Here is a 17,845-nt window from a genome sequence, read left to right as displayed (position 1 = left end):
GCTGGCTGTGAGGATCATCGGCCCAGATAAACCTCGACCACCCGCTCATCCGCCTGCACCTGCGCCAGCGAGCCCTCCGCCAGCACGCTGCCTTGGTGCAGCACCGTCACATGGTCGGCAATGCTGCCGACAAACCCCATGTCGTGCTCCACCACCATCAGCGAATGCGTGCCGGCCAGCCCCTTGAACAGCTCTGCGGTGAACTCGGTTTCGGCATCGGTCATGCCCGCCACCGGCTCGTCGAGCAACAGCAGTTGCGGCTCCTGTACCAGCAGCATGCCGATCTCCAGAAACTGCTTCTGGCCGTGGGACAGCAACCCTGCCTGGCGCTGCGCCAGCGGTAGCAGGCGCAGGGTGGCCAGCACGTGTTCGATGCGCTGTCGTTGCTCGCCGCTCAAGCGCGCGGCCAGGCTGGCCCACACCGACTTGTCGGCCTTCAGCGCCAGCTCCAGGTTCTCGAACACCGTCAGCGCCTCGAACACCGTGGGCTTCTGGAACTTGCGGCCGACCCCGGCCTGGGCGATCTGGTATTCGCTCATGCGGGTCAGGTCGAGGGTGTCGCCGAAAAAGGCGCTGCCGCTGTCGGGGCGGGTCTTGCCGGTGATCACGTCCATCATCGTGGTCTTGCCGGCGCCGTTGGGGCCGATGATGCAGCGCAGTTCGCCGACGCCGATGTACAGGTTCAAACCATTCAGCGCCTTGAACCCATCGAAGCTGACGCTGATGTCTTCCAGGCTCAGCACCGTGCCGTGGCGGATATCGAGGCCGGCCTTGCGGCTCTGGCCGAGGCCGATGGCGTCGCGGCTGGCGCCAAGGGTGTCGAACACCGGCTCCAGCATGAACTCGGGATGAACCGGGGGCACGCCTCTCATGGCTGGCTCCTTTTCTTCAGCAGGCCCACCACGCCTTTGGGCAGGTACAGAGTGACCAGAATGAACAGCGCACCGAGGAAGAACAGCCAGTACTCGGGGAACGCCACGGTGAACCAGCTCTTCATGCCATTGACCAGGCCTGCGCCCAGCAGCGGGCCAATCAACGTGCCACGCCCGCCCAGGGCGACCCAGACAGCGGCTTCGATGGAATTGGTCGGCGACATTTCGCTGGGGTTGATGATGCCCACCTGGGGCACATACAGCGCGCCGGCCAGGCCGCACAGCACGGCGCTCAGCACCCACACCAGCAGTTTGAAGCCGCGCGGGTCGTAACCGCAGAACATCAGGCGGTTCTCGGCGTCGCGCACGGCAGTGAGCAGCCGGCCGAACTTGCTGGTGGTCAGGCGCCAGCACAGGTACAGGCTGGCCAGCAACAGGCCGACAGTCAGCAGAAACAGCACGGCCCGTGTGCCTTGCGCGGCAATGTCAAAGCCCAGAATGGTGCGGAAGCTGGTAAAGCCGTTGTTGCCGCCAAACCCGGTCTCGTTGCGAAAGAACAGCAGCATGCCGGCAAAGGTCAGGGCCTGGGTCATGATCGAGAAGTAAACGCCCTTGATCCGCGAGCGGAAGGCGAAAAAGCCGAACACCAGCGCCAGCAGCCCAGGCGCCAGCACCACCAGGCACAGGGCCCAGGCAAAATGCTGGGTGCCGGCCCAGTACCAGGGCAGCTCGGTCCACGACAGGAAGGTCATGAAACCCGGCAGGCCATCGCCGGCGGCCTGGCGCATCAGGTACATGCCCATGGCGTAGCCGCCGAGGGCGAAGAACAGCCCGTGGCCGAGCGACAGCAGCCCGGCATAGCCCCAGACCAGGTCCAGGGCCAGGGCGACGATGGCGTAGCAGAGTATCTTGCCGACCAGTGTCAGCGTGTAGGCCGAGACCTGCAGGGCATGGTCGGCCGGCAGCAACGACAGCAGTGGTAGTGCCAGCAGCAACAGCACGACGACAGTGCCGATGGCCAGCGACAGGCGCGGCCCGGCTTTTTGCGAAGCGGTGACAAGCAGTGGCTGGTTCATCAGTCGATTACCCGTCCCTTGAGGGCGAACAGGCCTTGCGGGCGCTTCTGGATGAACAGAATGATCAACGCAAGGATGAGGATCTTGCCAAGCACCGCGCCGATCTGCGGCTCCAGCAGCTTGTTGGCGATGCCTAGGCCGAAGGCGGCCCAGAGGCTGCCGGCCAGTTGCCCGACACCGCCGAGTACCACCACCAGGAACGAGTCGATGATATAGCTTTGGCCCAGGTCCGGGCCGACGTTGCCGACCTGGCTCAGGGCCACGCCACCGAGCCCGGCGATACCGGAGCCGAGGCCGAAGGCGAGCATGTCGACGCGCCCGGTGGACACGCCACAGCAGGCGGCCATGTTGCGGTTCTGCGTCACCGCGCGCACGTTCAGGCCGAGCCGCGTGCGGTTGAGCAGCAGCCAGGTCAGCAGCACCACGGCGAGGGCGAAGCCGATGATCACCAGGCGGTTGTACGGCAACACCAGGTTCGGCAGCAGTTGGACACCACCGGACAGCCACGCCGGGTTGCTCACTTCGACGTTCTGCGCGCCGAAGATCAGGCGGATGGCCTGGATCAGGATCAGGCTGATACCCCAGGTCGCCAGCAGGGTTTCCAGCGGGCGGCCGTACAGGTGGCGGATCACCGTGCGCTCCAGCGCCATGCCGACCCCGGCGCTGACGGCGAACGCCACCGGCAGGGCGATCAGCGGGTAGAACTCGATGGCGCCCGGGGCGTAGCGCTGCAGCAGCACCTGGACCATGTAGGTGCTGTAGGCACCGAGCATCAGCATTTCACCGTGGGCCATGTTGATCACCCCGAGCAGGCCGAAGGTGATCGCCAGGCCCAGCGCCGCCAGCAGCAGGATCGACCCCAGCGACAGGCCGCTGAACGCCTGGCCCAGCAGCTCGCCAACCAGCAGCTTGCGTTTGACCTGGGCCAGGCTGGTTTCGGCAGCGGTACGCACGCCGGCATCGCTTTCGACGCCGGGCTGCAGCAGCGCCTCCAGGCGGGTGCGGGCGACCGGGTCGCCGGTCTCGCCGAGCAGGCGCACGGCGGCCAGGCGTACCGCAGGCTCGCTGGCGCCCAACTGCAGGTTGGCCAGGGCAAGGCCGAGGGCGGCGTGTACGGCAGGGTCCGCTTCGTTGGCGAAGCGCCGGTCGAGGAAGGCCATCTGCGCCGGTTGCGCGCTCTTCTGCAGTTGCTGGGCGGCGGCCAGGCGCGCGTCGCTGTTGTCGCTGAGCAACTGGTGGCTGGCCAGGGCGTTGTCGATCAGGCCACGCAGGCGGTTGTTCAGGCGCACCTTGCGGGTGTCGCCTTCGGCGATGCGGCCTTGGCGCAGGTTTGCCAGCAGCGCCAGGCGCGCGGCATCGGGTTGCGCCGCCCAGCCTTCGAGCAGGCGAGCCTGTTCGGCGGGCTTGGCGCTGAGGAAGAATTCGCCCTCGCTGGCCTGGGATGCCAGGGGCAGCATAAGGAGCAAGATGAGCAGGAGTCTGAGCATGCGGGCAATCCTGGAAATCAGTGTGGATGCTTCGCGGGGCAAGCCCGCTCCCACAGGCTCGAGGCTGTTCTCAAGACCTGTGGGAGCGGGCTTGTCCCGCGAATGGGCTGCACAGCAGCCCCAGTGCACTCAGTTACCTTTCACTGCGTAATCAGGGCGCTTGTCGTTACCCGGAATGAACGGGCTCCAAGGCTGTGCCCGCAGTGGCTGCTCGGTCTCCCAGACCACGCTGAACTGCCCGTCATCCTGGATCTCGCCGATCATCACCGGCTTGTGCAGGTGGTGGTTGGTCTTGTCCATGGTCAGGGTGAAGCCGGACGGTGCCTTGAAGCTCTGCCCAGCCAAGGCTTCGCGCACTTTGTCGACCTCGGTGGACTTGGCTTTTTCCGCCGCCTGCGCCCACATGTGGATGCCCACATAGGTGGCTTCCATCGGGTCGTTGGTCACCGCCTTGTCGGCGCCGGGCAGGTTCTTGGCCTTGGCGTAGGCCTTCCAGTCGGCGACGAACTTCTGGTTCACCGGGTTATCCACCGATTCGAAGTAGTTCCACGCCGCCAGGTGGCCCACCAACGGCTTGGTGTCGATGCCACGCAGTTCTTCTTCACCCACCGAGAAGGCTACCACTGGCACGTCGGTGGCCTTCAGGCCCTGGTTGGCCAGCTCTTTGTAGAACGGCACGTTGGAGTCGCCGTTGACGGTAGAGATGACAGCAGTTTTACCGCCGGCAGAGAACTTCTTGATGTTGGCGACGATGGTCTGGTAATCGGCATGGCCGAACGGGGTGTAGACCTCTTCGATGTCCTTGTCGGCCACGCCTTTGCTGTGCAGGAAGGCACGCAGGATCTTGTTGGTGGTGCGCGGGTAGACGTAGTCGGTGCCCAGCAGGAAGAAGCGCTTGGCGCTGCCGCCTTCTTCGCTCATCACGTATTCCACGGCCGGGATGGCCTGCTGGTTGGGCGCGGCGCCGGTGTAGAAGACATTCGGCGACATCTCTTCGCCTTCGTATTGCACGGGGTAGAACAGCAGGCCGTTGAGCTCTTCGAACACCGGCAGCACCGACTTGCGCGACACCGATGTCCAACAACCGAACACCACGGCAACCTTGTCCTGGGTAAGCAGCTGGCGGCTTTTCTCGGCGAACAGCGGCCAGTTGGATGCCGGGTCGACCACCACCGGTTCGAGCATCTTGCCATTCACCCCACCCTTGGCGTTGATCTCGTCGATGGTCATCAGCGCCATGTCCTTGAGCGAGGTCTCGGAAATGGCCATGGTCCCCGACAGCGAATGCAGGATGCCGACCTTGATGGTCTCGGCGGCCTGGATGCTCCAGCTAAGGCCCATCGCCGCAATCGATGCGCTGAGGGTAAAGGCCTTGATCAGACTGCGACGCTTCATGTGCTCTCTCCGCTGGTTTTTTTTGGTGTTGGCCAAGCGGGAGGGGCGTTGCAAGGGGTGTGCCGAACCATCGGATGGCTCTGGAACGGGGTTTACAGTGGTAGATCGGGGTGGCTGTGCACTGCGATGGGAAGGCGGTGCAGAGCATGCTTCAAGTTGGGGCGTTGTTGCCGAGGACCTGATAATTCTGTCAGTAGCCGATTTTGCGCACGCCTTACACACTGAGGCAGTGTTTATTCTGTGCTCAACGAAGGAGCTCTGAGTTATGCCACTGAACCCCCTCTACAAGGTTATTGCAGGGACTTGCGCGCTGTCGTGGGTCCTCGCCACTACCGGTTGCGCACAGGTTTCAAGCGTCGAGGCGCCAGTGCCGGTTTCCGCTGATGTCTACGCTGATCAGATCGGAGACAGCCGGTTCGAGCCAGGCGCATTGCAGCAGCAGGCAAGCGGTTACAGCGTGCAAAGCGGCAATCTTCTCGGCAAGCAGGGGGTAAGCGGCGCCATGGTGGTGATCCGCGCACCCGATGGCGCCGTGACCGTCTTCGTTGACCGCGAAGGCAATCGTGGGCTGCTGCAGGTGGATGCCTCAGGCAAGCGAACTTTCACGCCTGATGTCGAGTTCGATCCACTGCAGCTAGACACTGTCGAGGACAAGCCGCAAGAAACAAGACCCTCCGCGCTACCGGCGCCCGGTGCTGTCACTTACGTGGACGCGTTGGTCGGTTTCACCACCCAGGCATTGGCCGCAAGAGAAGTCGACCCATATGCTTTTGCGCTTGGCCAGATGGAGTGGGTCAATTTGAGCTTGCGCAATTCCGCAGTCAGAAACATCGAGTTGCGCCTAGCGGGGGTTCTCGTCACTCAAGAAGATATTCCGGTGACTACCGCAGGGCTGTCGACGTGGCAGCAGCGACTGACGGCGCTGCGCTCCAGTTACCGGCATGACATCAACGTCGGCTTCTCGGTAGGCGGGGACGCCGGCGGCTGGGCCTACAGACCTGGGTATTCAAGTGTCAATTCCATCCATGGGACTTCGCCGTTCAAACACGAAATGGGCCACAACGTTGGCGGTGCCCACTGTTACCCCGCCGCTGGGGACAACTACAGACACGGCTTCGATGCCGGAGGTGGCTTTACCACCAACCTCTGTGGCAACAGCCGGCCTTATTATTCGACGCCCGACATTAGCGTCGACGGCCGCGTTATTGGTGACGCGAAAACGGCCGACATGGCTAGGCTCTGGCGCGAGCAGGCTGGTCGGCTCAGCAGCTATAGCCCAGCATTGGCCGGTGAGCGACTTATCTACGTGTCCACACAGGGAGCTGCGCAGGTTACCCTCCCGGCCGGTAATGCGAGGCGTCGCGTGGGCGTAGTGGCGCTTTCTACCGAAGTTGGCCCGATCTCCCTGGTTTACGGTGGGCAAGGTGTCACAACATTAACCGTCAAGTTGCAGGGCGCCGACGGGCGGCAGCATCCCGTCAACTTCCGCGCACTACGACACATGTCGGGGTGTCCACAGACCACGACGATGAACAGCTATCAGCTGTGCCACCCTGACAGTGGGGGGGCCATGACGCTGATTCTCTCCTACGAAGTCGAGGACAACCTTCAGCTTCCAGCGGGTTGGTACAACGGCACGGTAGAGCTGAAGGCTCTGGACGTCGACAATTCCACCTGGTCAGTCCCTATTCTGGTCACCATGGCCGTGCGTCGCTAAGCATGAGCAAGCACAGGGGCCGAGAGCAGCCCCTGTCTTCATCAGGTATTGCGAACTGACGTCCGCGGACGGCGTTGACTGCGCACAGATTGATAGGTGACCGCCAACAGCACAAACCAGATCGGCGTGACGACAAGCGCGGAGCGGGTGTCTGCTTCAAGGCTCAGCAGCACCAGAATGAAGGCGAAGAACACCAGGCACACGTAGCACATGAAGCGCCCGCCGGGCATCTTGTACTTCGAAGCCTGGTGCAGCGCTGCGCGGGTTTTGCGGTACTTCAAGTACGACAGCAGGATCAGCGTCCAGACGAACATGAACAGCACCGCCGAAACCGTAGTGATCAGGGTAAACGCCTCGACCACGTCAGGAATCAGGTAGATCAGCACCGCGCCCAGCAACAGGCAGGTACAGGAGAAGTACAGGCCGTTGGCCGGTACCGCGCGGCGCGACAGTTTCTCCAGTGCCTTCGGCGCGTCACCTTCCTGGGCCAGGCCGTAGAGCATGCGGCTGGTGGAAAACACGCCGCTGTTGGCCGACGAGGCCGCCGAGGTCAGCACCACGAAATTGATGATGCTGGCCGCTGCCGGCAGGCCGGCCAGGACGAACAGTTCGACGAATGGGCTCTTGCCCGGTACCACGTCGCGCCACGGGGTCACGGCCATGATCGCGAGCAGTGCCAGCACGTAGAACACGATGATACGGATCGGGATCGAGTTGATCGCCCGGGGCAGGGTGCGCTCTGGGTTTTTCGCTTCGGCGGCAGTGGTGCCGACCAATTCGATACCGACGAAGGCGAACACGGCGATCTGGAAGCCGGCGAAGAAGCCCATCAGGCCATTGGGGAACATGCCGCCGTCGTTCCACAGGTTGGCCAGCTGCGCGGTGCGCGCGCTCGGCGACTCGAAGCCGCTGATGACCATGTACAGGCCGGTGGCAACCAGGCCGAGGATGGCGACGATCTTGATCAGGGCGAACCAGAACTCGAGTTCGCCGAACATCTTCACGGTCACCAGGTTCAACGACAGCAGCACCGCCACGCAGGTCAGCGCGGGTATCCACTGTGGCAGTTCCGGGAACCAGAATTGCGTGTAGGCGGCGATCGCCACCACATCGGCGATGCCGGTGACCACCCAGCAGAACCAGTAGGTCCAGCCGGTGAAGTAGCCGGCCCAGGGGCCCAGCAGGTCGGCGGAGAAGTCGATGAACGACTTGTAGCTGAGGTTCGACAGCAACAGTTCGCCCATGGCGCGCATGACGAAGAACAGCATGAAGCCGATGATCATGTAGACGAAGATGATCGATGGGCCGGCAAGGCTGATGGTCTTGCCCGAGCCCATGAACAGGCCAGTGCCGATCGCGCCGCCGATGGCGATGAGCTGGATGTGGCGGTTGGTCAGGTTGCGCTGCAGATGCTGCTCTTCAGCGGGAGGGGAAGAGGTCCGGGTCATTGGCTGCATTCCATTGAGGGTCAGTCTTTTTTTGTGAAAGCCAAGTAGGCTAACACGGGCGTCCCAATTCGGGGCGCGACAGATCGACACGATTCATGGGTTGCAGGGGGCCGCTTTGCGGCCCCGCAGGCCTCAAGCCTGGGCCAGTACCCGGCGGCGCACCACCAGGCTGTCGACCAGCCACATCACTACCATCGACACCCCCACCAGCGGGAACATCACCCCCAGCACGACCATCACCCCGACCGCCGTCTTCCAGCGCGGCAGGTCATGGCGCAGCGGCGGCACACCCAGCCCGCCCGTTGGCCGGCGCTTCCACCACATCACCAAGCCACTGACCGACCCCAGCAGAATCATCAGGCACACCACAAAGATGATGATCTGGTTCAACGCCCCGAACATCTTGCCTTCATGCAGCATCACGCCCAGCTCGGTAGCCCGGGCGACCGGGCTGTAGTCCTGCCAGCGCACGTCGGCCAGCACCTTGCCGGTGTACTGATCGACATGCAGGGTGGCGTCGTTGCGCGGGTCGTCGGCGAACACCGCAACGGTGAACACGCCGTCGGCCGTGGTCGGCAAGGTAATGCTGTAGCCCGGCTCGACCTGACGCGAAGTGGCGATGTCCTCGACCTGCTGCAAGCTCACTTGCGGCGCTGCCGGGGCGTTCGACATCATGTGGTGCCCGGCATGTTCGGCATGGGCGCCGGACTGCGGCATGGGGGTGTTCTCCACCGCCCAGGGCACGGTCTGGCGGTGGGCGCTGTTGAGCTCGCGGGCCTGCTGGTCGGACTTGGGCACGTCGTTCCACATCGCGGCGGGAAAACGGTTCCATAAGTCGGCGTACTGCTTGCCCCACATGCCCGTCCAGGTCATGCCACTGAGCAACATCAGCAGCAACAGGGCCGAGCCCCAGAACCCGGTCACCGTATGCAGGTCACGCCATAACAGCCGACCGCGTGCGGAAAACCGCGGCCACAGCACGCCGGCGCTGTTGCGCCCGCGTGGCCACCACAGATACAGGCCCGACACCACCAGCACGATGCCCCAGCCCGCCGCCAGCTCGACCAGGCGATCACCGACCGTGCCGACCATCAGCTCGCCGTGCAGGGCACGGGCAACCGCCTGCAGGTTCTGTTTGCCATCCTGCTCGCCGAGCAGCTTGCCACTGTAGGGGTCGACGAACACGTTCAATTCGCGCCCGCCGTCATGCACCACGAACTGCGCGCTGCGCTCGGCATCCAGCGGCGGCAGGTACTGGCCGACATGGCCTTGTGGATAAGCCTTGTGCACCTCGGCCAGCAGGGTGTCGGCAGGCTGTCGATGATGGCCGGCTTCGACCACCATCAGGTCGCGGTACAGCAGCGGGTCGAGCTGCGGTTTGAACAGGTAGATGATCCCGGTGATCGCCAGCAGGATCATGAACGGGGCGACGAACAGCCCCGCGTAAAAATGCCAACGCCAGGCCAGGTTGTAGAAAGAGATGCGTGTTCCGCGCATGGGAACCTCCTGTTTGACCAGGTGAGGGGCGCGACCGCAGCCGCGCCCATTGTTGTTGTCAGAAGCTGAAGTCGACCTTGGTCCAGAAGGTCCTGCCTGGCTCGTTCACCGGCTGTGGGTCTGTGGCCGGGTAGCCGAACCCGGCGTTCCCGGCCAGGTTCAAGTGCTCGGCGTAGGTTTTGTCGAACAGGTTGTCGACCCCTGCGCTGAGCTTGAGGTTGTTGTTCACCTTGTAGGCACCATTGAGCGAGAACACGCCGAAGCCAGCGCTCTTGTCGTAGTCCTTGCCCACCACATTGCCTTGGTTCTCGGCGATGCGGTTTTGCGCGGCCACCAGCCGCCACAGGGCGCCGACACTCCAGACGTCGCGGCTGTAGGTCAGGCCCAGGCGACTCTCCAGGGGCGGCATTTGCGGTAGCGCTTTGCCATCACTGCTGTTCTTGCCCCAAGCGTAGGCCAGGGTAGCGTCGGCTTTCCAGTTTTCGCTGAGCTTGTAGGCCGCGCCCAATTCGCCGCCCATGATGCGCGCGTCGATGTTCTGGGCCTGGGAGGTGCTCATGCCCATCATGCCGGTGCGGTAGTCGAACAGAATGTAGTCGCGGATCTGCCCGACATACCCCGAGGCCCAGGCCTCCAGGCGTTCGTCGCGGTACTGGATGCCGAAGTCGAGCTGGGTGGTCTTCTCTGGCTTGATGCCGTCGAAGGCGTTGGCAGCACCGGCCGGCGCTTGCTTGGGCGAGAACAGTTCCCAGTAGTCGGGGAAGCGCTGGGCATGGCCCAGGCCGATGTAGGTGGTAGCGGAAATGGCCGCCAGGTCGTGCTCGTAGCGCACGAAACCGCTGGGCAAGGTATCGGCGCGGGTGTCGCCTACAGTGGCGCTGCCTTTGCGCAAGTCACGGGCCGAGGCACGGTCCAGGCGGGCGCCGCTGATCAGCCGGTCTGCGTCGCTGACGTACCAGGTCAGCTCGCTGAAGGCACCGTAGTTATGGAAGTCGGCGTCCTTGGTCCAGGCCTGGCCCTTGTGCGCATCGACGCCCATGCCGCCGCGCTGGCGATGCTCGTTGGTCTGCGCATCGATGCCGCTGACCAGTTGCACATCGGCCCAGCGCCAGGTCGCCTTGACCCGGGCGCCCATGGTGCGGCGGTCGACGTTGCTGACCATGGGCATGCCCATCATGCCGCTGCCGGAGGGGGTACGCAGGCTGTAGTTGTCCATCACGTGGTCGGCGTAGTTGTAGTAGACCTGCGCCTCGACCTTGTCGAGCACGTCGCCGAGGTTGGACTTCTCGAACCGCAGCCCCAGGCTTTCACGCTTGAACTGCGAGCCGTCCATGCCGCGCCCGGCATAGCGTGCTTCGCCGTCGCCCTTGCCGGCGGTGAGTTCCAGCAGGGTGTCCTGGTCGGGGGTCCAGCCGAGGGTGACATCGCCGTTCCATTTGTCCCAGCGCGACGGCACGGTGTCATCGTTGCCGTCATGGTAGTCGTCCGAGCGCGACTGGTTGCCGACGAAGCGGGCATAGGCCTGGCTGTTGCCGGCGGCGGCGTCCAGTACCTTGTCGAAGCGGCCATTGGAGCCGGCCAGCAGGCTGGCGTTGACGCGGCTGCCCAGGGTGCCGAATTTTTCCGGTTCGCGTTCGAAGAGGATGGTACCGGCCGAGCCGCCAGGGCCCCAGATCACGCTTTGCGGGCCTTTGATCACGGTCAGGCGGTCGTAGGTTTCGGGTGATATATACGACGTCGGTGCATCCATGCGGTTGGGGCAGGCGCCCAGCATCACGCCGCCATTGGTGAGGATGTTCAGGCGTGAACCGAACATGCCGCGCAACACGGGGTCACCGTTGGTGCCGCCGGAGCGGATTGCCGAGAAACCGGGGATGGTCTTGAGGTAATCGGCACCGTCGCTGGCCGGTACCGGCTGGCGTGGGTCCTTCGGGTTGGTGACCACGGTCAGCGGCGAGCTGGGCGCCACGGCGGTGATCACCGTCGGGCTCAGCTCGGGGGCGGCATGCGCGTGCTCGGCGTGGCCGAGGTCGCTGGCCAGGGCCATGGGCGCGATCAGCGAACCGCAGACGGCGGCGATGGCCCCGCGCAGGGACAGGGCAAAAACAGGGGTGCAGCCAGACATAATGATTCCAGTCGATCAGTCATGAGTGAGCGCGAAGCCTCCTGGCTCCGTGCGGACAATGTGTTTTCAGACGCTGATCGAGGAAGGCGGCGCGCGGCTGCGCGCACCCGGGAATACAGCCTGCCGGGCATGCCCCTGGCGCGTGGTTGCAAGAAGGTGAGTGGAGGGGACTGCTACGCCGGCACTGAGCGGGCTGAGGGTTTGCGGCAGTGCGGGGCAGTTGAACAGCAGGCTGCAGTAGCCGCACTTTTCCCACATCACATGCAGTTGGCCATCGCCGCCATGGCCATCATGGCTGTGGTGCGAGTCCACGCTCTGCGCGTGCTCGGGGGCCATCGACATGCCCGTCGGCATGTTCATGCCGGCGTGGTGGTCCATCGGCATCGACTGGGAAACCAGCGGGCCGATGAAGATCATCCACATGGCGAACAGGCTCAGCCAGCCGCCCCCAACGCACCTGCGTTCAGGGCGGGGGGTACGGCTGATGCTGTTGCGCGGCAGGCTCATGGCGAGTGCCTGTCAGCTAATGTTCAGTGCGCGTGTTCGTGAGCCTGGGGCTGGCCCGAGGGCGCCTCTTTCTGCACGGCGACTTCGACCGTGACATCACCGGCCTTCTCGAAGTGCAGGGTCAACGGGAAACGCTTGCCGTCGCTGAGCAGGCTGCGGTCCTTGGGCTGCATCAGCATCACGTGGTAGGCGCTGGGGGCGAAGGTCACATCCTTGCCGGCGGGTACTACCACGCTGGGCACCTGTTGCATCTTCATGGTGCCGCTGGCCGTCATGGCATGCTCGTGCAACTGGGCGTCATCGCTGATGGGGCTGTCGACACTCAGCAGGCGGTCATCGGCCTGGCCATTGTTGTGCACGACGAAATACGCGGCGACGTTGGGCGCGTTGGGGGGCAGTTGCAGCGACCAGGGGTGCGCGATGTGCAGGTTGCCCACGGTGTATTCGTGGGCAGTGGCGAAGGCGCTGGGCAGCAGCAGGGCGGCCACGACGAGGGCTTGCTTGAGCATGGTGAGTCTCCGATCTGTTCAGGTTCAGGCGGACAGCGTGAGCAACTCAGACCAGAGGGGAGGCACGGGGGTTGAGCGCGGGCCATAGCTGGCGCGGCGTGGGTTGGTAGTCGGCAAGCAGCGGCAGGTGCCCGGCGTGCAGTGTCGGCGGGTTGTGCAGCTGCGGCGGGTAGCCGGGCAAGGCCAGCAGCGGTGCGGCACCCGAGCAGCACCAGCAGTTCATCATGCTGGCGCTGTCGTCGCTTTGCGGGCCGAGGTCGATCTTGGCCAGGGCCTGGACGTCGACCTTGGCCTTGTTGGCCATGCTGGAACAGAAAGCCCCCCACAGCAACTGCTCGGCCGGGCCCTTGGGCGCGGCAGAAGACAGCGGCATGGCCAGCAGGTTGAACAGCACTGCTAGGCAGGCTATCCAGGCAATGTGCCGACGTGGGGGCATGGAGAGATCCGGTCAGGAATCGTGGTGGGTATTGTAAGGCGCAGTATAGGTAAAAAAGGCGGGGTGCGGTGAAGTGACGCAGGTGGGGAGGGGCTGGGGCCGCTTTGCGGCCCCTTCGCGGGGCAAGCTTGGCCCGCTAACTCAGGGCTTGTTGCGGCCCATCAGGCCGCGCACGGTCTCTTGCAGGTCTGCAGGCAACACCACGACTTTGGCATTGCTGCTGCTGGCCAGGTTCTCCATCGCGCCGATGTAGCGCTCGCCCAGCAGGTACATGGCCGGCACGGTCTCGTTGCCCACGGCCTCCTTGACCAGCGAAATCGCCCGTGCCGACGCCTCGGCCAGGTTGATCTGCGCCTCGGCGTCCAGCTTGGCGGATTGCAGGCGTGCTTCAGCTTCGAGGATCGCAGCCTGCTTGGCACCCTCGGCACGGGTGACGTCGGCTTTACGTTCACGCTCGGCAGCGGCCTGGCGTTCCATGGCCAGTTGCATGTTCTCGGACGGCTTGATGTCCTGGATCTCGACCGAGCGCACGGTCACGCCCCAGTCTTCGGTCTGCTCGGACATCGCCTCGCGCAGGCGGGCCTTGATCTGCTCACGGCTGGACAAGGCTTCGTCCAGGTCCATGGCACCGACGATGGCGCGCAGCGAGGTCATGGTCAGGCTGGTGACGGCGAAGGAGAAGTTCTGTACGCCGTACGAGGCCTTCTGCGGGTCGACTACCTTGGCGAAGCACAAGGCGTTGGCGACGATCACCGCGTTGTCCTTGGTGATGATTTCCTGCTCTTGCACATCGAGGATGATGTCTTTGGTGGGCAGGCGGTAGGCGACCACGTCCACGTACGGAATGACGATGTTCAGGCCGGGTTTGAGGGTGTTGTTGTAGCGGCCAAGGCGCTCGACGATCCACTCCTCGCCTTGGGGCACGATACGCACCCCCTTGAACACGGTGATCAGGACGAACAGGGCGAGGGCGCCCACGACGATAAGGCTGGTCATGATACGAACTTCCTTTCAGTACGGATTCAGGCCCGGATGACGCGGGCGGTATTGCCTTCGATGGCGGTGAGGCGCACACGCTCGCCGGACGGGATTTCAGTGTCGGCGACGCAGGTCCATTCTTCGTTGCCGAGGATCGGCTTCTGGAAACGCACGCGGCCTTTCTGGAACTCGGAAACGCTGGCGGTCAGCAGGCCGACTTCACCGATCACGCTATCGGCCGTCCATCGCACATCCGGTTTTTTGCGCCGGAACAACTTGAACCACAGGGCGGTGGTGGCTGAAGACAGCAGCACCCACAGCAGCATCTGCATATCCAGTTGCAGGCTGGGTGCGGCGAGCGAGATGAGCGAAACCAGCACGGCACCGATGCCGAACCAGAGAATGAAGAACGTAGGCAGGACCAGTTCGAGCAGGATCAGCGCGATACCGAACACCAGCCAGATCCACCATTGCATTTCCATATGAATGAAGCCTTCCGGGGGAGGGGGGAAGAGTTTAGGGCAGAGAATGGGCGGAAGGCTATTCAGACAAGTTGGCGTTGGGTGTAGGGAGAGGCTGATTTGGCATGGAGGCGGTTGGGGGGGAGAAGTGCTTGGCGTAGGTTTTTTGGCGCCTTGAAGATCGAGCGCCGCCCGCGCGGCGCTCGATCTCGAAGGCGCTACAAAACCCACGCCATGCGCCTCGTCCCTACCCGCAGCCCAAGTCCGCCATCAACGCTTCACACGCCCCATACTCCCGATCCACCCCAGGCAGCGCCGGCCGCTCCAGAATCAACACCGGCACCCCCAGCTCCCGGGCCACTTCAAGCTTGGGCTCGGTCGCCAGGCTGCCGCTGTTCTTGCTGATCAGCACATCAATCTGCCGCCGCGCGAACAACGCACGCTCGTCTTCAATACGAAACGGCCCACGTGCGCCAATCACTTCGCAGCGGTCGTTACCCGGGCAGGCTTCCAGGGCCCGCAATGTCCAGAACTGTTCTGGCGGTATCTCTGCCAGATGCTGCAACGGCTCGCGCCCCAGCGTGAACAGCGGCCGCCGGAAGGGCGCGAGTGCGTCGATCAGCCCCGCCCAGTCTTGCACCTCGCGCCAGTCGTCACCCGGCTGCGCCTGCCAGGCAGGCCGGCGCAACGCCCAGCACGGAACACCTGCAGCGCGTGAGGCAACAGCGGCGTTGTGGCTGATTTGCGCGGCATAGGGGTGGGTGGCATCGATCAGCAGGGTGATACCCGCCTCACGCAGGTAGCGGGCAAGGCCTTCGGCACCGCCAAAGCCGCCAACCCGCACCTGGCATTGCAGGCCCTGCGGCACGCGGCCGATGCCTGCCAGGCTGTAGACATGCTGCGGGCCAAGCTGGCGGGCGATGGCCAGGGCCTCGGTCACGCCGCCCAGCAGCAGGATGCGCGCGCTCATTGCACGCCCGCCTGGCCGACGATACCGCCTTGGCGGTCGATGGCGAACACCTCGACCTGGACCTGCGCGGGCACCACGCTGCGGGCGAATGCCAGCGCATGCGCGCAGACGGCGTCGCCCAGGGCAATGCCGGCGGCATGGGCCAGTGCCAGGGCTTGCTGGCTGGTGTTGGCGGCGATGATCGCGGCCTGAAGGTTTGCATCGGCGCCGACAGCCGCCGCCCAGCCGGCCAGTTGCGGCAGGTCGATGCTCGAATGGCGGCTGTGCAGGTCCATGTGCCCGGCGGCCAGCTTGCTGATCTTGCCGAAGCCACCGCACAGGCTCAGGCGCGCTACCGGCACCTTGCGCAAGTGCTTGAGTACGGCACCGACGAAGTCGCCCATTTCGATCAGGGCGATTTCCGGCAGGCCGTAGACCCGGCGCATGGTGTCTTCGCTGGCGTTGCCGGTACAGGCGGCAATGTGCGTGTAGCCGTTGGTGTGGGCCACGTCGATACCCTGATGGATCGAGGCGATGTAGGCCGCGCAGGAAAACGGCCGGACGATGCCGCTGGTGCCCAGGATCGACAGCCCGCCGAGGATGCCAAGGCGCGGGTTCATGGTTTTGAGCGCCAGCAATTCACCGCCCTGCACGTTGACCGTCACTTCGAAGCCGCCGTGATAGGCACACGCCTCGGCCAGGCGTTGCAGGTGTTCGCCAATCATGCGTCGGGGCACCGGGTTGATCGCCGGCTCGCCCACCGCCAGTACCAGCCCCGGGCGCGTCACGGTCCCCACACCATGGCCGGCGACAAAGCGGATGCCGGGCTCGGCCAGCAAGCGGACCTGGCTGTAGAGCAGGGCGCCATGGGTCACGTCCGGGTCGTCGCCGGCGTCCTTGAGGGTACCGGCTTCAGCGCACTGGCCTGCGCGACGGCAGAACTCCAGGCGCATCTGCACCACCTTGCCCTTGGGCAGGGTGATGCTCACTGCGTCGTCACAGACGCCTGTCAGCAGCAGGCGCGCTGCTGCGAGGCTGGTGGCGGTGGCACAGCTGCCGGTGGTCAGGCCGCTGCGCAGCGGCGCGGGTTGTTCGTGGGTTTCTTCACGCATCGAAGGGTTTCACCACGTCCAGCAAGGTGATCGGCAAGGCCTGGCGCCAGGTGTCGAACGCCCCTAGCGGCTGCACGTGGGCAACATGGATACGGGTCAGCTCGCCACCGTGCTGCTCGCGAAAATGCGCCAGGGCCAATTCGCTTTGCAGGGTGACCGCGTTGGCCACCAGCCGCCCACCCGGGCGCAGACGCTCCCAGCACAGCTCCAGCACGCCTTCACGGGTTACCCCGCCACCGATGAAGATCGCGTCGGGCTGCTCAAGGCCTGCCAATGCCGCCGGCGCCTTGCCGCGTACCAGTTGCAGGCCGGGTACGCCCAGTGCATCGCGGTTGTGTTCGATAAACCCCTGGCGCCCTTCGTCGGCCTCGATGGCCAACGCACGGCAGGCAGGGTGGGCACGCATCCACTCGATGCCGATCGAGCCACAGCCTGCGCCCACGTCCCACAGCAGCTCGCCGGGCTGCGGGGCGAGGCGGGCCAGGGTGATGGCGCGGACATCGCGCTTGGTCAGTTGGCCGTCATGCTGGAAGGCCGTGTCTGGCAGCCCGGCAACCCGTGGCAAGCGTGGTGCATCGGGCGCGGCGAGGCACTCGATGGCCACCAGGTTCAGCGCTGCAACCTGGGTGTGAGGCCAGTCCTGGGCGCTGCCGGCCAGTTCGCGTTCATCGGCGCCGCCAAGGTGTTCGAGCACGCGCAGGCGACTTGGCCCGAAACCACGCGCGCACAGCTGGGCGGCAATCGCGGCAGGGCTGTCGCCGTCGTTGCTCAGCACCAGCAGGCGGGCACCGCTGTGCAGCTGGGCATTGAGCGCCGCCAGCGGCCGGGCGACCACCGATACCACCTGCACCTCCTGCAGCGGCCAGCCCAGGCGGGCGGCAGCCAGGGCGCAAGAGGACGGCATCGACAGCACGCGCATCTCACTGGCGGGCACCTGGCGTGCCAGGCTGGCGCCGACGCCGAAGAACATCGGGTCGCCGCTGGCCAACACGCAGACAGGGGCACCGCGCGCTGCGAGTACCGGCGCCAGGGCGAACGGGGTGGGCCAGCTCAGCCGCTCGCCGACCACGCAGCGCGGCAGCAAGGCCAGTTGGCGGGGGCTGCCGAAGATCCGCGAAGCGCCCAGCAGGGCGCGCCGGGCCTGCTTGCCCAGGCCGTTGAAGCCGTCTTCGCCGATGCCTACTACTGTCAGCCAGGGTGCCATGTGTTTCAATCCGCCATTTCTGGGGCGCGAAGCGGCCCCGGGTAAACGATAAGCTCGACCACCGGCTTTTCA

At 64.7% G+C, this 17,845-nt stretch carries 16 protein-coding genes; 1 reads left to right on the top strand and 15 read right to left on the bottom strand.

Annotated features, from left to right (window positions below; genetic code table 11):
- Window positions 1-14 precede the first annotated feature (14 nt).
- The 4 genes from urtD to urtA form a co-directional block, all read right to left on the bottom strand.
- Window positions 15-872 carry an urea ABC transporter ATP-binding protein UrtD gene (urtD, locus tag LJX93_RS24030; RefSeq protein WP_033701764.1) on the bottom strand — a complete coding sequence of 286 codons (858 nt, stop codon included), beginning with the start codon at window positions 870-872 and terminating at the stop codon, window positions 15-17.
- Complete coding sequence (gene urtC / locus LJX93_RS24025) at window positions 869-1,948, bottom strand: urea ABC transporter permease subunit UrtC (protein WP_033701763.1); 1,080 nt, start codon at window positions 1,946-1,948, stop codon at window positions 869-871. Before urtC ends, urtD begins: the two co-directional genes overlap by 4 nt.
- Window positions 1,948-3,435, bottom strand: coding sequence for an urea ABC transporter permease subunit UrtB (gene urtB / locus LJX93_RS24020; RefSeq protein ID WP_156311342.1), 1,488 nt, complete (start codon window positions 3,433-3,435; stop codon window positions 1,948-1,950). The genes urtC and urtB overlap by 1 nt, the downstream gene beginning before the upstream one ends.
- A gap of 129 nt (window positions 3,436-3,564) precedes the next feature.
- Window positions 3,565-4,830 (bottom strand): urea ABC transporter substrate-binding protein, encoded by a 1,266-nt coding sequence (gene urtA / locus LJX93_RS24015; protein ID WP_033701760.1) that lies wholly within the window; start codon window positions 4,828-4,830, stop codon window positions 3,565-3,567.
- A gap of 265 nt (window positions 4,831-5,095) precedes the next feature.
- Here urtA and LJX93_RS24010 point away from each other — a divergent pair, with 265 nt between their 5' ends.
- Complete coding sequence (locus LJX93_RS24010) at window positions 5,096-6,547, top strand: hypothetical protein (RefSeq protein ID WP_227696488.1); 1,452 nt, start codon at window positions 5,096-5,098, stop codon at window positions 6,545-6,547.
- 41 nt (window positions 6,548-6,588) lie between these two features.
- Here the strand turns inward: LJX93_RS24010 and cycA are convergent, their stop codons facing one another.
- The 11 genes from cycA to LJX93_RS23955 form a co-directional block, all read right to left on the bottom strand.
- Window positions 6,589-7,995, bottom strand: coding sequence for a D-serine/D-alanine/glycine transporter (gene cycA, locus LJX93_RS24005; protein ID WP_227696487.1), 1,407 nt, complete (start codon window positions 7,993-7,995; stop codon window positions 6,589-6,591).
- Window positions 7,996-8,127: 132 nt separating this feature from the next.
- Window positions 8,128-9,492 carry a PepSY-associated TM helix domain-containing protein gene (locus LJX93_RS24000; protein ID WP_227696486.1) on the bottom strand — a complete coding sequence of 455 codons (1,365 nt, stop codon included), beginning with the start codon at window positions 9,490-9,492 and terminating at the stop codon, window positions 8,128-8,130.
- Window positions 9,493-9,550: 58 nt separating this feature from the next.
- Window positions 9,551-11,617, bottom strand: coding sequence for a TonB-dependent copper receptor (locus tag LJX93_RS23995; RefSeq protein WP_227696485.1), 2,067 nt, complete (start codon window positions 11,615-11,617; stop codon window positions 9,551-9,553).
- 66 nt (window positions 11,618-11,683) lie between these two features.
- A complete protein-coding gene (locus LJX93_RS23990; RefSeq protein WP_227696484.1) occupies window positions 11,684-12,124 on the bottom strand; it encodes a DUF2946 domain-containing protein in 441 nt (146 codons plus the stop codon).
- 23 nt (window positions 12,125-12,147) lie between these two features.
- Window positions 12,148-12,633 carry a copper chaperone PCu(A)C gene (locus LJX93_RS23985; RefSeq protein WP_033701754.1) on the bottom strand — a complete coding sequence of 162 codons (486 nt, stop codon included), beginning with the start codon at window positions 12,631-12,633 and terminating at the stop codon, window positions 12,148-12,150.
- A gap of 46 nt (window positions 12,634-12,679) precedes the next feature.
- The gene (locus LJX93_RS23980) at window positions 12,680-13,069 is read right to left on the bottom strand and encodes a DUF2946 domain-containing protein (RefSeq protein WP_033701753.1); all 390 of its coding nucleotides are present in this window, start codon (window positions 13,067-13,069) and stop codon (window positions 12,680-12,682) included.
- A 141-nt stretch (window positions 13,070-13,210) separates the two neighbouring features.
- Complete coding sequence (locus LJX93_RS23975; RefSeq protein WP_033701752.1) at window positions 13,211-14,065, bottom strand: SPFH domain-containing protein; 855 nt, start codon at window positions 14,063-14,065, stop codon at window positions 13,211-13,213.
- Window positions 14,066-14,091: 26 nt separating this feature from the next.
- Window positions 14,092-14,529: an NfeD family protein gene (locus LJX93_RS23970; protein ID WP_033701751.1), complete on the bottom strand. Its 438-nt coding sequence runs from the start codon at window positions 14,527-14,529 to the stop codon at window positions 14,092-14,094.
- Window positions 14,530-14,755: 226 nt separating this feature from the next.
- Window positions 14,756-15,478, bottom strand: a complete 723-nt coding sequence (locus LJX93_RS23965) for a cobalt-precorrin-6A reductase (RefSeq protein ID WP_227696483.1) — start codon at window positions 15,476-15,478, stop codon at window positions 14,756-14,758.
- Window positions 15,475-16,569 (bottom strand): cobalt-precorrin-5B (C(1))-methyltransferase, encoded by a 1,095-nt coding sequence (locus tag LJX93_RS23960; RefSeq protein ID WP_047582356.1) that lies wholly within the window; start codon window positions 16,567-16,569, stop codon window positions 15,475-15,477. Before LJX93_RS23960 ends, LJX93_RS23965 begins: the two co-directional genes overlap by 4 nt.
- Window positions 16,562-17,773, bottom strand: coding sequence for a bifunctional cobalt-precorrin-7 (C(5))-methyltransferase/cobalt-precorrin-6B (C(15))-methyltransferase (locus LJX93_RS23955; RefSeq protein ID WP_047582358.1), 1,212 nt, complete (start codon window positions 17,771-17,773; stop codon window positions 16,562-16,564). Before LJX93_RS23955 ends, LJX93_RS23960 begins: the two co-directional genes overlap by 8 nt.
- Window positions 17,774-17,845: the final 72 nt, after the last annotated feature.

The sequence above is a fragment of the Pseudomonas sp. HN2-3 genome, assembly GCF_020691745.1.
Lineage (GTDB): Bacteria > Pseudomonadota > Gammaproteobacteria > Pseudomonadales > Pseudomonadaceae > Aquipseudomonas > Aquipseudomonas capeferrum.
Note: the sequence above shows the minus strand (reverse complement) of the source record. Positions and strands in the feature narration are given on the sequence as shown.